The sequence below is a fragment of the Enterobacteriaceae bacterium Kacie_13 genome (assembly GCA_013457415.1).
Classification (GTDB): Bacteria; Pseudomonadota; Gammaproteobacteria; order Enterobacterales; family Enterobacteriaceae; genus Rahnella.
Genome location: CP045665.1, coordinates 3,984,557 through 3,999,264, shown reverse-complemented (window position 1 = coordinate 3,999,264; position 14,708 = coordinate 3,984,557). Strand labels below are relative to the sequence as shown.

The 14,708-nt window shown below is 53.8% G+C and carries 13 protein-coding genes; 5 read left to right on the top strand and 8 right to left on the bottom strand.

The genetic code is table 11. The features are described from left to right. Positions 1 to 46: 46 nt before the first annotated feature. Both GE278_18280 and GE278_18275 read right to left on the bottom strand, forming a co-directional pair. Complete coding sequence (locus tag GE278_18280) at positions 47 to 352, bottom strand: antibiotic biosynthesis monooxygenase (protein QLK62588.1); 306 nt, start codon at positions 350 to 352, stop codon at positions 47 to 49. A 31-nt stretch (positions 353 to 383) separates the two neighbouring features. Beyond that, positions 384 to 971 carry an NADPH quinone reductase MdaB gene (locus GE278_18275; GenBank protein ID QLK62587.1) on the bottom strand — a complete coding sequence of 196 codons (588 nt, stop codon included), beginning with the start codon at positions 969 to 971 and terminating at the stop codon, positions 384 to 386. 324 nt (positions 972 to 1,295) lie between these two features. On the opposite strand from GE278_18275, the gene parC reads away from it, so the two are divergent. The 3 genes from parC (at position 1,296) to ftsP (ending at position 6,015) form a co-directional block, all read left to right on the top strand. After that, positions 1,296 to 3,569 carry a DNA topoisomerase IV subunit A gene (gene parC, locus GE278_18270; protein QLK62586.1) on the top strand — a complete coding sequence of 758 codons (2,274 nt, stop codon included), beginning with the start codon at positions 1,296 to 1,298 and terminating at the stop codon, positions 3,567 to 3,569. 217 nt (positions 3,570 to 3,786) lie between these two features. Beyond that, positions 3,787 to 4,524, top strand: coding sequence for a 1-acylglycerol-3-phosphate O-acyltransferase (locus GE278_18265; protein QLK62585.1), 738 nt, complete (start codon positions 3,787 to 3,789; stop codon positions 4,522 to 4,524). Between the two features lie 75 nt (positions 4,525 to 4,599). Then, positions 4,600 to 6,015 (top strand): cell division protein FtsP, encoded by a 1,416-nt coding sequence (gene ftsP / locus GE278_18260; protein ID QLK62584.1) that lies wholly within the window; start codon positions 4,600 to 4,602, stop codon positions 6,013 to 6,015. A gap of 65 nt (positions 6,016 to 6,080) precedes the next feature. Here the strand turns inward: ftsP and dkgA are convergent, their stop codons facing one another. Beyond that, positions 6,081 to 6,905: a 2,5-didehydrogluconate reductase DkgA gene (dkgA, locus tag GE278_18255; protein ID QLK62583.1), complete on the bottom strand. Its 825-nt coding sequence runs from the start codon at positions 6,903 to 6,905 to the stop codon at positions 6,081 to 6,083. Between the two features lie 288 nt (positions 6,906 to 7,193). On the opposite strand from dkgA, the gene GE278_18250 reads away from it, so the two are divergent. Beyond that, positions 7,194 to 8,135: a helix-turn-helix domain-containing protein gene (locus GE278_18250; GenBank protein QLK63338.1), complete on the top strand. Its 942-nt coding sequence runs from the start codon at positions 7,194 to 7,196 to the stop codon at positions 8,133 to 8,135. A gap of 27 nt (positions 8,136 to 8,162) precedes the next feature. On the opposite strand, the gene GE278_18245 is transcribed toward GE278_18250, so the two are convergent. The 5 genes from GE278_18245 to GE278_18225 form a co-directional block, all read right to left on the bottom strand. Continuing rightward, a complete protein-coding gene (locus GE278_18245) occupies positions 8,163 to 8,822 on the bottom strand; it encodes a DedA family protein (protein ID QLK62582.1) in 660 nt (219 codons plus the stop codon). Positions 8,823 to 9,050: 228 nt separating this feature from the next. Continuing rightward, the gene (gene metC, locus GE278_18240; protein ID QLK62581.1) at positions 9,051 to 10,244 is read right to left on the bottom strand and encodes a cystathionine beta-lyase; all 1,194 of its coding nucleotides are present in this window, start codon (positions 10,242 to 10,244) and stop codon (positions 9,051 to 9,053) included. Positions 10,245 to 10,424: 180 nt separating this feature from the next. Beyond that, the gene (locus GE278_18235) at positions 10,425 to 11,717 is read right to left on the bottom strand and encodes a TRAP transporter large permease subunit (GenBank protein QLK62580.1); all 1,293 of its coding nucleotides are present in this window, start codon (positions 11,715 to 11,717) and stop codon (positions 10,425 to 10,427) included. A gap of 13 nt (positions 11,718 to 11,730) precedes the next feature. Further along, complete coding sequence (locus GE278_18230; protein QLK62579.1) at positions 11,731 to 12,243, bottom strand: TRAP transporter small permease subunit; 513 nt, start codon at positions 12,241 to 12,243, stop codon at positions 11,731 to 11,733. Positions 12,244 to 12,304: 61 nt separating this feature from the next. Then, positions 12,305 to 13,282 carry a DctP family TRAP transporter solute-binding subunit gene (locus tag GE278_18225; protein QLK62578.1) on the bottom strand — a complete coding sequence of 326 codons (978 nt, stop codon included), beginning with the start codon at positions 13,280 to 13,282 and terminating at the stop codon, positions 12,305 to 12,307. A gap of 496 nt (positions 13,283 to 13,778) precedes the next feature. On the opposite strand from GE278_18225, the gene exbB reads away from it, so the two are divergent. Beyond that, on the top strand, positions 13,779 to 14,699 hold the full coding sequence (gene exbB / locus GE278_18220) for a tol-pal system-associated acyl-CoA thioesterase (GenBank protein ID QLK62577.1): 921 nt from the start codon (positions 13,779 to 13,781) through the stop codon (positions 14,697 to 14,699). Positions 14,700 to 14,708: the final 9 nt, after the last annotated feature.

The following is a 14,708-nucleotide window of genomic DNA, read 5'->3' as shown; positions in this document are numbered from 1 at the left end:
GTTACAGCGCCGGCATTTTTGTTTTAAACGAAGTCAGATTTTAGGATCAGGCTTTTTCGATAATATGGATCACCACATCCAGCACGTCGGCTTTGATGTTTTCACGGTGCTTGTCCATGTGCGGTGCCTGCTGATGCGCTTCGAGATGCGCCAGACTTTCCCAATCCTCCAGCATGAAAATGGAATCAGGAACGGTTTTACGCCATGGGATCTGGCCGTTGAAATCAATGTAAGGCTCATAGCGGTGGCAGCCTTTCTCTTCGAGAACGCTTGGCAGCAGCGCGGTAATTTTTTCCATGACCGCATCGCGGCGGCCCGCTTTTACTTTGATTTCGGCGATAACAGTGATCATAACTACCTCATTACACGAATGACTTTTTACCTTAGGCCTGACCGAACACATTTTCAAGGTGCGCGCGGTAACGGGCGAAATCACCTTCGATGTCAGGTTGTTTAATCACGTCGTTACACATGAAGGTCGGCAGCGTATCCAGACCGATGAACTGGTTGGCTTTATGCTGTGCCAGATATACACCGTCAACGCCCACGCCGTGGAAGAATTGTTCTTTATCGTCGAACGCTTCCAGCGGCGCATTCCAGGTCACGGAGAGCATGTAGCATTTGCCTTGCAGAAGGCCGCCAGAACCGTATTTTTTCGCGCCGTCTGAACGGGTGCGGCCATCGCTGGCGTACAGCTTACCGTGGCCTTCGGTGAAGATTTCGTCGATGTATTTTTTCAGCGTCCACGGCATGCCCATCCACCAGCCCGGTTGCTGATAAATGATGGCATCGGCCCACAGATAGCTGTCGATTTCGGTCTGAATGTCGTAACCGTCTTCAAGTACGGTCACGCGTACGTCATGCCCGGCGTCACGCAGGAAGCTGGATGCGACGTCAGTCAGGCTGTTGTTCAGTGCGCCTTTGGAGTGGGCAAAGGTTTTGCCGGCGTTAATAATCAGGATGTTGCTCATGGGGTTTTCCTTAAAATGAATTCTGGCTGTCAGGCTGTTGTCACGTAGTGTACTGAACTCTGCGTTGCGAAAAAATGTGATATTGCGCACAAGACTATTGACTCAGATGCAATAATCGCCCGAGTAGCTCGACGAATTCGCCAGCGTGACCGGCTAAAACTGGTTAAAAACAACGCATAAACACAGCAACTGTGACAGGAATACGGCAGATGATGTACTATCGCGGACATCATTGCCTCGCGGCTGGTGCCTTTGCGCGCCTGCGGGTGCAAGCTTCCTTAATTTCCAAAACGATAACGCCACGGGTCTGAGGATTAAACATCAATGAGCGAAATGACTCATGACGGAACAGAGCGTTTAGCACTGCATACGTTTACTGAGAACGCCTATCTCAACTATTCCATGTACGTCATCATGGACCGCGCGCTGCCGTTTATCGGTGACGGCCTGAAGCCGGTACAACGCCGTATTATTTATGCGATGTCCGAACTCGGCCTGAGTAATAACGCCAAATTCAAGAAATCCGCGCGTACTGTCGGTGACGTGCTGGGTAAATACCATCCGCACGGCGACAGCGCCTGCTACGAAGCCATGGTGTTGATGGCGCAGCCCTTTTCTTACCGTTATCCGCTGGTTGACGGACAGGGGAACTGGGGGGCACCGGATGACCCGAAATCCTTCGCCGCGATGCGTTACACCGAATCGCGTCTGTCGAAATATGCGGAAGTCCTGCTGCGCGAGCTCGGTCAGGGTACTGTGGATTATGTCCCGAACTTTGACGGCACCATGCAGGAGCCGAAAATGCTGCCTGCGCGCCTGCCCAACATCCTGCTGAACGGCACCACCGGCATCGCTGTGGGTATGGCGACGGATATTCCGCCGCACAACATCCGTGAAGTGGCCGCCGCTGCGGTCGCACTGCTGGAAAAACCGGGCAGCTCGCTCGACGATCTGCTGGAGTTCGTGCAGGGTCCTGATTTCCCGACCGAAGCCGAAATCATCACACCGCGCAGCGAAATCCGCAAAATGTACGAGTCGGGCAAAGGCTCGGTGCGCATGCGTGCGGTCTGGCATAAAGAAGATGGCAGTGCGGTGATCACCGCGTTGCCGCATCAGGTTTCCGGTGCGAAAGTGCTCGAGCAAATCGCCAGCCAGATGCGTGCCAAGAAACTGCCGATGGTCGAAGATCTTCGTGACGAATCCGATCACGAAAACCCGACCCGTCTGGTAGTGGTACCGCGATCCAACCGTATCGATCTCGATCAGGTGATGAATCATCTGTTCGTGACCACCGATCTGGAACGCAGCTACCGCATCAATATGAACATGATCGGGCTGGATCACCGCCCGCAGGTCAAAGGGCTGGTGGAAATCCTCACTGAATGGCTGGCCTACCGTCGCGATACCGTGCGCCGCCGCCTGAATTACCGTCTCGATAAAGTCCTGAAGCGTCTGCATATTCTTGAAGGCTTACTGATTGCCTTCCTGAACATTGATGAAGTGATCCACATCATCCGTACTGAAGATGAGCCTAAGCCGGTGCTGATGCAGCGTTTTGAGCTTTCCGATACGCAGGCCGAAGCCATCCTTGAGTTGAAATTACGCCATTTGGCTAAACTCGAAGAAACTAAAATTCGCGGTGAGCAGGATGAACTGGCGAAAGAGCGCGATCAGTTGCAGGCACTGCTGGGCTCTGAACGCAAACTCAGTACGCTTATCCGCAAAGAAATTCAGGCTGATGCCGAATCATTTGGTGACGACCGCCGCTCACCAATCATTGAGCGCGAAGAAGCTAAAGCCATGAGCGAGCACGACTTTGTGCCGTCCGAGCCGGTAACTATCGTGCTTTCTGAATCTGGCTGGGTGCGCAGCGCCAAAGGCCACGACATTGATGCCTCCGGTTTAAGCTATAAAGCCGGTGACAGCTTCCGTGCCGCCGCCAAAGGTAAGAGCAATCAGCCCGTCGTGTTTATCGACTCCACCGGACGCAGCTACGCGCTGGATCCGATGACATTGCCGTCCGCGCGCGGACAGGGAGAGCCGCTGACCGGCAAGCTGACGCCACCGCCGGGCGCGACCATTGAACATGTGATCATGGCACCGGACGATCAAAAACTGCTGATGGCCTCCGATGCCGGTTACGGTTTCGTGTGTACTTTCAACGATTTAGTGGCGCGCAACCGTGCCGGTAAAGCGATGATTACTCTGCCGGAAAATGCCAAAGCGTTTGCGCCAATAGAGCTCAACGGTGCGGACGACATGTTGCTGTCAGTGACCGCCGCTGGCCGCATGCTGCTGTTCCCGGTGGCGGATTTACCGCAACTGTCGAAAGGCAAGGGTAACAAAATTGTATCAATCCCTTCGGCGCAGGCCGCCTCCGGTGAAGATAAACTCGCCTGGTTGCTGGTGCTGCCGCCGCAGACGTCGATAACTCTGCACGTTGGTAAGCGCAAACTGTTGTTGCGTCCTGAAGATTTGCAGAAATTCCGTGCGGAACGCGGGCGCAAGGGAACCCTTCTGCCACGCGGCCTGCAACGGATCGATCGCGTTGAAGTGGATGCGCCTGCCCGCATTAAAGGCGGCGACAGCGAAGAATAACGCGCTGGCTCATCGGCACGGACAGGGCACATTTGTGCCCTGTCTACGTTGTGACGTTCAGCTATTGTTTGAGACTGCTGTGTAGTGCAAAGATTTTACATTTGTATAAACAAAACCGTTGTATAGCGTTGAATCAGGCTTGAGAATAGTTCGGCGCACAGGGATCCAAACTGCACAGGTTTCTTACCGGCTTCGGCTGTAGTTTTAAGAGGATGTTATGCTATTTATTTTACGACTGATAATCGTGGTGATTTACTCGATTCTGGTAAGTTTTTTTGGCTGTATCTATTGTCTGTTCAGCCCGCGTAATCCGAAACATGTGGCGACATTCGGAAAGTTATTTGGAAATCTGGCGCCGGTGTTTGGCCTGACCGTTGAAAAGCGTATTCCCGCAGAGGCGCCGAACAACGGTAAATGCATTTATATCGCCAACCATCAGAACAATTACGATATGGTGACCGCATCATCGGTTGTCATGCCAGGTACCGTTACCGTCGGCAAAAAAAGCCTGGTCTGGATCCCGTTTTTTGGTCAGCTTTACTGGCTCACTGGTAACCTCCTGATTGACCGCAATAACCGCGCGAAAGCCCACGGAACGATTTCGCAGGTTGTAAACCAGATTAAGAAAAAGAACCTGTCGATCTGGATGTTCCCGGAAGGAACGCGCAGCCGCGGCCGCGGTCTGATGCCCTTCAAAACCGGTGCTTTCCATGCGGCAATTTCCGCCGGTGTGCCGATCGTGCCGATTTGCGTGTCGAACACGAATGGCAAAGTGAAGCTCAACCGCTGGTCCAACGGCCACGTCATTGTTGAAATGTTGCCGCCTGTTGATACCACTGGCTACACGAAAGACCGTTTGCGCGAATTATCTGAACACTGTCACAAGCTGATGGCGGATAAAATTGCCGAGCTGGATGCCGAAGTAGCACTGCGCGAAGCTGCCGAAAAAAAATAAAAGTCATCACATACCACATTAAAACCCGCTGCCATTGATGGCGACGGGGCCTACTTTTGTTTTCATGGAGAAGATATGTCACTCAGTCGTCGCTCGTTCCTGCAAGCCTCCGGCGTGGCTCTTGCCGCAGGTGCTCTGCCATTGAAAGCAGAAGCGAGTGGTTCGCAACCGGCCTTGCCTGTTCCGCCGCTGCTAGAATCGCGTCGCGGACAACCCCTGTTCCTTACGTTGCAATCTGCCCACTGGTCGTTCCTGGGCGGTGCTAAAGCGCCTGTCTGGGGCATCAACGGCATGTATCTCGGGCCGACGGTGAAAGTGCACAGCGGGGATGACGTGAAGCTGATTTACAGCAACCGTCTGGCTGAACCTGTGTCGATGACTATCAGCGGTCTGCTGGAGCCGGGCACGCTGACCGGCGGTGGCGCACGCATGATGTCACCGGGCGTTGACTGGTCGCCGGTCTTGCCTATCCGCCAGCCAGCGGCGACGTGCTGGTATCATGCCAATACGCCGAACCGCATGGCACCGCACGTCTATAACGGGCTGGCGGGAATGTGGATTGTCGAGGATGAAATCAGTAAAAACCTGCCGTTGCCGAATCATTACGGTGTCGATGACTTCCCGCTGATCATTCAGGACAAACGTCTGGACGGTTTTGGTGTGCCGCAATATGACACGCCAGCCTCGGGCGGCTTCTTCGGCGATACTATGCTGGTGAATGGCGTGCAAAGTCCTTTCGTCGAAGTCTCACGCGGCTGGGTGCGTTTGCGTTTGCTGAATGCGTCCAATGCCCGTCGTTACGAATTGAGCATGAGTGACGGTCGCCCGTTCCACGTGGTGGCCTCCGATCTCGGCTTCCTGCCTGCGCCGATGACCGTGCAGCGCTTATCCCTCGCACCCGGTGAGCGCCGCGAAGTGCTGGTGGATATGTCGCAGGGTGAAGAAGTGTCGATTACCGCCGGTGAAGCGGCGGGCGTAATGGAGCGTTTGCGCGGATTGTTTGAGCCATCGAGTATCCTGGTATCCACGCTGGTGCTGACACTCAAACCGACCGGCCTGCTGCCGCTGGTGACGGACAATTTGCCGATGCGTTTACTGGCCGATCAAATTCTCTCCGGAAATGTGATCCGTACCCGCGACCTGCGCCTTGGCGACAGCCAGCCGGGCGTGAACGGCGCAATATGGGACATCAACCGCATTGACCTCACCGCCCAGCAGGGAACGTGGGAGCGCTGGACAATACACGCGGACATGCCGCAGTCGTTCCATGCCGAGGGCGTATCCTTCCTGGTGAAAAGCGTCAACGGTGCCGCGCCACTGGTAGAGGATGCCGGATTTAAAGATACGGTCTGGGTTGATGGCGACGTTGAACTACTGGTGTACTTTAACCAGCCGTCGTACGAGCATTTCCCGTTTGTATATCGTAGCGGTGCGCTGGAACTGGCTGATCGCGGTTCAGCAGGCAATATGCTGGTTCAGCCATCGATGTGACGATTTCAATGCCCAAAAAACAAAACCCGCCGTGGCGGGTTTTTTAGTTTTAGAACACAGCAGGATCACAGGCCTTTTTCAGGATCAGGCCCCAGACGGTGCTCTTTATCCAGTTTGGTCACTTCCGCCAGCTCTTCCTTCTCCAGTTTAAAATCAAACACGTCGAAGTTTTCACGGATGCGTTTCGGTGTCACGGATTTAGGGATCACGATCAGCCCGTTATCCAGATGCCAGCGGATGACAATCTGCGCGGGGGTCTTATCGTATTTATCCGCCAGTTTCTGAATCAGCGGCTGATCGAAGACGCCTTCGCCGCCCTGCGCCAGCGGGCTCCAGGACTCAGTGGCGATATTGTGCGTGGCGTTCCAGGAATGCAGCTGGCGCTGTTGCATCAGCGGGTGCAGCTCGATCTGGTTCACCACCGGGAAAATCCCGGTCTCATCTTTCAGTTTTTGCAAATGGGCGAGTGGGAAATTACACACACCGACACTTTTCGCCAGACCCTGTTCTTTCAGCTTCAGCAGCGCTTTCCAGGCTTCAACATAGTTGCCCTGTTGCGGCTGCGGCCAATGGATCAGGTAAAGATCGACGTAATCGGTTTGCAGTTTTTTGAGGCTGGTTTCCAGTGCTTGTGGCGCGTTGAGCTGATCGTCATTCCACAGTTTGGTGGTGATGAACAACTCTTCACGAGGAACGAGGTTAGCGGCAATAGCTTCGCCGACGCCTTCCTCATTCTTGTAAATAGCGGCGGTATCGATATGACGATAACCGGTTTCGATGGCGGTTTTGACCGCCGCAGTAGCATCCTGATTACTGGCCTTCCATACGCCAAGTCCTAACTGAGGCATCAGGTTGCCATCGTGAAGTTTTATGATGGGTTGCGTTGCCATGAGTTTCTCCTTAATGGGCAGAGTGCCCGCTGAAATGCGCGGGCACAGAGAGGGATTGGGCTTTAGCCTGAGACTAAGTCTAGTTAACGAAACGGCATCTTGCTGAGCAAGCTACTGATTTTATTTTCAACTGACTGACCACAGAACGGGTTTTACTGTACGTCCAAACTGCAGCCGGGAAGATGCTCAATCCTGCCTAAGGCTTGCCTGTTTCTGCTTGTCTCTGTAGAAACGATGGCGGATATGGCACTATTGATGTCGGTTTATCGGAAACAGGAAGCAGGTAAAATGGAAAATGTGGACAGCTTATGTGCCCGCATGTCAGCACGCGTCGCACAGCTGAGTGGTGACAAAATACTCAGTAAATCGGCGGTGCCGCAGGTCACGTTGATGTACACCACGCAGTACCATGCGCGCCAGCCGGTGCTCTATAATCCCGGCGTAGTGATCCTGTTTCAGGGGAGTAAAGTCGGCTATCTTGGCAAAAAAACGTTCTCCTACGATCCGCACAACTACCTGATGCTGACAGTGCCGCTGCCGTTCGAATGCGAAACCTTCGGCAGCCCTGAACAGCCGATGGCCGGTATTCAGATCAGTATCGATAACCTGATGTTGCAGGATTTACTGATGGATATGGGCGATGAGGCGATGGCGCATCAGCGCGAGTCTTCCACCGGTATCAATTCCGGCATTTTGGATGACGACATTCTGTGCGCGACCGAACGTCTGCTGGATGTAATGGATAAACCGCTGCATGCCCGCGTTCTGGGGCCGAAGATCATCCGCGAGATCCTGTTCTTTATCCTGACCAGCGAAAACGGCGGAGCGTTGCAGGCGCTGGTCAACCGCCATACGCACTTCAGCCAGATAACCAAATCCTTGCGCCGCATTGAAGCCCAGTACGCCGATAATCTCAGCGTCGAAATTCTGGCGAGTGAAGTGAACATGAGCGTCTCGGCGTTTCATCACAACTTCAAAGCCGTGACCAGCACGTCGCCGTTGCAATACCTGAAAACATATCGGCTGCACAAAGCGCGCATGATGATGATTTACGATGGATTAAAGGCCAGTTCGGCAGCATTGCAGGTGGGTTACGAAAGCGCTTCGCAGTTCAGCCGCGAATTTAAGCGTTACTTTGGCGTGACTCCGAGCGACGAAATTGCTCGCCTGAGGGAAGGGCATTTTGGCGCAGTGGCTGTCGCCGACGCGTCATTTAAAGCGGTATTTTAGCAGGGCATACTAGCGAACAGACTGGCCTCAGGCGTGGGCTTTGCGATTTTTCCACAACACCACGAGACCGCCCGCGAGGCCAATCACCAGCAGCAATACCGGTAAAATCATCAGACCGGCCATGACCTGATCTTCATGACGTTTCACCAGAGGAATGTGGCTCATGGCAAACCCCAACGTAATCACCACACCCACCCACAGGATGGCGCTCAGCCAGTTAAAGAACTGAAAGCGTGCGTTATTCAGACCGGAGATCCCGGCCATGGTCGGCAGCAACGTACGCACGAACGCCAGAAAACGGCCTGCCAGCAGCGCCATCAAACCGTGTTCAGTGAACATCCGGTGGGCACGCTGATGATAATGCGCCGGTAGCTGCAACAGCCAGCCTTTCACCACTCGGGTATGACCGAGCCATCGCCCCTGAATGTAACTCAGCCAGCAGCCAAGACTGGCAGCGATCACCAGAATAATCAGCGTCGGGAAAAAGCTCATTACACCTTTGGCGATAAGCGCACCGGTCAGCAGCAGCAGGCTGTCGCCGGGCAGGAAAGAGGCGGGGAGTAATCCGTTTTCCAGGAACAGCGTGGTGAACAGGACAGCGTAAATAACCCAAAGCAAATTGGGGTCGGCGAGCATAGTAAAATCATGCCGCCAGAGTGCATGAAAAATGTCGCAAATAACTGCCATATTCTGTCCTGTTGCTGTTCGTGTGCTGTGCGTGACAACTTTTGTCTGTTGTAAGTGTACCGTAATTCGCGCTATGAGATGTTGATCTGGGAACGCTCTGTTTAAAATGTAACCTCCGGGATTTATTCCCCAGAGCTATGGATAGAGCTTACAGAGTATTCTCATTATACGAATGAAAATCTGACAGATACCTTAACGATCTGAGCAGTCTGTCGCAATCCCCGTGTCTCAGACCGTAGCAATCCGTTCAAACGCCGCGGTCAGATCGGCTATCAAATCATCACAATGCTCCAGGCCGATGTGCAGACGGACCAGCGTGCCGGTGAAATCGACGGTTTCTGCCGGGCGGATCGCCTGAATTTCTTCCGGCTGATTGGCCAGAACCAGCGATTCAAAACCGCCCCAGGAATACGCCATACTGAAATGCTCGAAGTGATCAAGATAATCAGAAAGCTGTTGCTTGCTCAGGCGCTGTTTCAGCACGAATGAGAACAGGCCGCAACTGCCGGTGAAATCACGTTTCCAGAATTCATGGCCTTTGCTGCCCGGCAAAGCAGGATGATTCACCACCGCCACTTCAGGACGCGTTGCCAGCCACTGCGCGATATGCAGGCTGCTTTCCGCGTGCTGCTTCAGGCGGATGCCCATGGTGCGTAAACCACGGCTGGCGACGTAGGCCGTATCGGCGTCAACCATCTGCCCCATCAGATAGGAGTGCTCGCGCAGCTGCTCCCAGCAACGAGCGTTGGAAACGGCGGTGCCTATCATTGCATCTGAATGCCCGACGATATATTTAGTACCCGCCTGAATCGAAATATCGATATCAAACTCCAGCGCCTTAAACAGAATGCCCGCCGCCCAGGTGTTATCGATCATGACGATGACGTCCGGGGACACCGCACGGACCGCTTTTACCATCGCCGGAATATCCGGGACTTCCATGGTGATTGAACCCGGGGATTCGAGGAACACCACTTGGGTATTGGGTTGCATCAGCGCGCCCAGCCCGGCGCCAATGTCTGATGGGAAATAGGTGGTAGAAACACCCAATTTCTTCAGCACTTTTTCGCAGAAATCCTGCGTCGGCTCGTAAGAAGAACCGGCCACCAGAATGTGGTCACCGGTGCTGACAAACGACAGCACCGCATTGCTGACCGCCGCCGCACCGCACGGGTAAAGTGCACAGCCCGCACCACCTTCCAGTTCAACCATCGCTTCCTGCAACGAAAAATGCGTCAGGGTGCCGCGGCGGCCATAGAACAGTTCGCCGTTGGCGCGGTTAGCGGTGGCGTGTTTTTTATCTGCCACTGTTTCAAATACCAGCGATGATGCGCGCTGGATCACCGCATTTACTGAACCCTGTGTGAATTTCTTGTCCCGTCCGGCGCTGACCAGCGCGGTTTCAATTTTCTTAGACGACATAATCCGTATTTCACCCTGATTGATTTTGGAGATCGGCGCGCTGTCGCGTCCGCTGACATGTCTTTAACTTAACATGAGCAATTTCAGGGATCTGTCTTTTGCAGGGTGAATGAAAAAATTTCAAACAAAAAAAGCCCGTTCGCAGAACGGGCAGAGGAGAAACAAGGCACAAAGGAAAAATTAACCCGTATACACCCCGAACAGTTTGGGCAGGAACAGTGAGATTGACGGGATGTAGGTCACCAGCATCAGCACCATAAACAGCACGCAATAGAACGGCAACATAGCTTTGACGACTTTCTCGATGCTCTGTTTACTCACCGCACTGGCGACAAACAGCACCGAACCGACCGGCGGCGTGATAAGCCCGATCCCCAGATTGACCAGCATGATCATCCCAAAATGCACCGGATCGATACCGAGCGATAGCACCACTGGAAGCAGGACCGGCGTCAGGATCAGGATGATCGGCGCCATATCCATTAGCGTGCCGATCAGCAACAGCATGATGTTGATCCACATGAGGATCACGTACTTGTTGTCGGAGATCGAGGTAAAGAACTCGGTGATCCGCATCGGGAGCTGCATGTAGGTCATCACGGCGCCAAAGCTGGCGGCGAAGCCAATCAGGATCATCACGATGCTGACCGTTTTGACCGTGCGGTACATCAGTTTTGGTAGCTCACTCCACTTGTAATCGCGGTAGATAAACATGGTGACGAAGAATGACCACAGGCAGGCGATGGCGGCGGATTCCGTTGCGGTGAAAATCCCGCTGAGGATCCCACCCATGATGATGACCACCGTCATCAGGCCCCAAAGCGTGTCGATGAAAATTTTCAGCGCCTGACGAAACGGCACGCGCTCGCCTTTCGGATAACCACGTTGATGCGCAAACACGACACACATCACCATCAGTGTCAGGCTAAGCAGTAAACCGGGCAGAATTCCGGCGATGAACAATGCGGCGATCGAGACTGTCCCTCCGGTCGCCAGCGAGTAAATTACCGAGTTATGGCTCGGCGGCGTGAGGATGGCCTGCACCGAGCCGCTGGCGGTGACTGCGGCGGCGAAATCACGCGGATACCCTTTTTTCTCCATTTCGGGGATCATCACCGAACCGATCGACGCAGTATCCGCCACCGACGACCCGGAGATCGCGCCGAAAAACGTCGAGGCGACAATATTCACCAGCGACAGTCCGCCGCGAATAAATCCAACAAAGATGTAGGCAAAGCTGACCAGCCTGCGGGCGATACCCCCTTCGGCCATGATCGCCCCCGCCAGAATAAAGAATGGGATTGCCAGCAGTGAAAACTTGTTTACGCCGTTGGTGAGCTGGATCATCAGCGCCTCAAACGGCAGGTCGATCCACCAGGCACCGGCCAGCGCGCTGAGCCCGACGGCGTACGCCACCGGCACGCCAATCGCCAGCATCACCCCCAGCGTTAATAGTAAAATAAGTGCGTCCATAAACGTCTCCGGGTCAGGCGTCGGAATTGCCCAGCATCACCACCGGGCGCTGATGCTGCGGTCCGGCGATGATCTGCTCAATGATGAATAAGATCGTCAGGGCGGATCCTACAGGCAGCGGCAGATAGGTTTCTCCGGCGGTCAGCAGCGGGAACTCCGCTACCGGCTGTGTCCACAGCTCGCTGCACAGATGCAGGCTGTACCAGAAAATGAAAATGCTGATGGCCAGCATCATCAAATCAGACAGCAGCGCCGAGAACTTTTTTAGCGCCGGAGGCAGACGGTCGGTGACCATCGCCACCACGATGTGAGAACCGGCGCGGTAACTGACGGCAGCACCGATAAAGGTGAACGTCACCATGCACATGATGGCGACCGGTTCAGGCCACGACAGTGCACTGTTCATGACGTAACGGGCGAAGATCCCGACGGGGATCACTGCCACCATCAGCAGTAACGCAATCCCGGCGAACCACATCGCAGCGCGGTAAAGGATGTCCATCAGGGTGTGATATCCGGAAATCATAAGGCTTCCTCCGATGAGTATCGGAAAAGGGCAGCGGGCGCTGCCCGTACAGAGACAGTGTTTACTGAACGTCAGCGATTTGCTGCATCAGTTCTTTATGGTCTTTGCCGAACTCATCGCGCACGGTTTGTGTAGCCTGTACGTAAGTTGCAGGATCGATTTCGTAAAATTTCACGCCACCTGCTTTCATCGTGGCGAGCGCTTTTTCGTTATAGGCTTTCCACAGCTCGCGTTGCTCGTCCTGTGCTTCTTTCGACAGTTTGAGGATCAGCTGCTGGTCTTCGGGTTTCAGCTTGTCCCACTTGGCTTTCGAGTACAGGAAAAGCTCAGGGATAATGAAGTGGCGGCTGTAGGTATAGTTCTTCACTACCGGCAGGTAATTGTGCGCGACGAACGTCGGTGGATTGTTTTCGGTACCGTCAATCACGCCGGTTTGCATTCCACTGAATACTTCACTGACACCCATCGCCACCGGATTCGCGCCCATGGCTTTCAGCGTAGCCAGCGCAATCGGACTGCCCTGAACACGGATTTTCATCCCTTTCAGATCTTCCGGTTTAACTACCGCCTCTTTGGTAATCAGGTTTCGCGTACCGCCGTCCATCCAGCCGAGAAATACCAGACGCGAGTTCGGATTGTTAGTGATCTTGTCGCCGATCTCCTTGCCAATCTGACCGTCGAGTACTTTGTGCATGTGGTCTTCATCACGGAATATATACGGCAGGGTGAAGACATTGATTTCCGGCAGGATTGAGGCGACCGGCGTCATCGATACGCGAATGATGTCCAGCGCGCCGAGCTGTGCCTGTTCAATTTCCTGCTTTTCATCGCCCAGCACGCCGCCGGGGAAGGTTTTGATTTCAAGACGTCCGTCGGTTTGCTTGTGCAGCTTTTCGCCCATGTGCTGGACGGCAACGACGTTCGGATAGCCTTGCGGATGCACATCTGCGGCTTTCAACGTCTGCGCTGACGCGGCGGAGGTAAATAACAGGGTCGCGGAACTCAGGCAAAGGCTGAGAAGTGCTTTTTGCAATTTCATCAGTTTGTCTCCAGGGGTATTCGGTAAGGAAAAAGTGACAGCGAAAATGAACCGGCCGGCGCACGGTGCGCTGTCGGAACTGTATGAAAGTATTAAAAATAATGATGTTAATGAAACGGATACAGGACATGCCGGTGTGTGGTCTTTGCCCGTGCTAAGCACATTACCTTATTTATAACTGCCGGGTATTTGAGCGTTATCACAAACTTGCAACAAATGTAAAATACTGTTACTTAATATTTAAAACGTTGTTTTGTCTTTGGTGATTACTGGCAGGCGATTGATTTAGCGTGGGATTATCGACAAAAGTGTAATGCAGATTAAACTGCCGATGTATTGACCAAAGAGTCAAAACCTTGTCATCCGTCAAGGACACCGATGGCATCAGGCGCGACAATGTAAATAATAATGAGAACGACTATCAATTAGGTCTTTTTGTTTGATATAATTCGGCGTTATTTAACCCATATACACTGATTCTGGCTGGAGGCGACGCGTGAAAACGGCTCGCAATAAGATGAAAAAAACGACCTCTGTATTGATGTCGTTAATGTTGATCGCTGGTTTAAGCGGCAACGCAATGGCAGCCCCTGCGACGCCGGCGGCAAATGCCGTCACTTCTGAAACCACGCAACCTGCACCTGCTGACACCACGCCAGCGCCCGTTATGCAATCTGCGCCGACTGAAACTCCCGTCATTCCAACCGATTTGTCCGTATTAGGTATGTACCATCATGCTGATGTGGTGGTGAAAACTGTCATGATCGGCCTGTTGCTGGCGTCTGTGGTCACCTGGGCATTATTGTTCAGCAAAGGCTCTGAAGTATTCACCGCTAAACGTCGCATGCGCCGCGAATTTGACGCGCTGTCTTCCGTCCGCACGCTGGACGAAGCCGCTGAGCAGGCTGAAAGCTTCGCCACCAGCAGTATCAGCGCGCAGATGATTCGCGATGCGCAGAATGAACTCGAGCTGTCTGCCGGTTCCACCGACAATAACGGCATCAAAGAACGTACCGGCTTCCGCCTTGAGCGCCGGGTCGGTGCTGCCGGGCGTCACATGGGCCGCGGCAATGGTATTCTCGCCACTATCGGTGCGATTTCACCGTTCGTCGGCTTGTTCGGCACTGTCTGGGGCATCATGAACAGTTTCATCGGTATCGCCCAAACCCAGACGACTAACCTGGCCGTCGTGGCACCGGGTATCGCAGAAGCGCTGCTTGCGACCGCTGTCGGTCTGGTGGCGGCAATTCCAGCTGTGGTTATCTACAACATTTTCGCTCGTACCATCACGTCTTACCGCCACCAGGTGGGCGATGTGGCGGCGCAGATTATCCTGTTACAGGGCCGCGATTTGGATCTGGCTGCCAGCGAAGGCGATGCGCCGCGCGGTCAGACAGGTCAGTTACGCGTAGGATAAGAACAGATT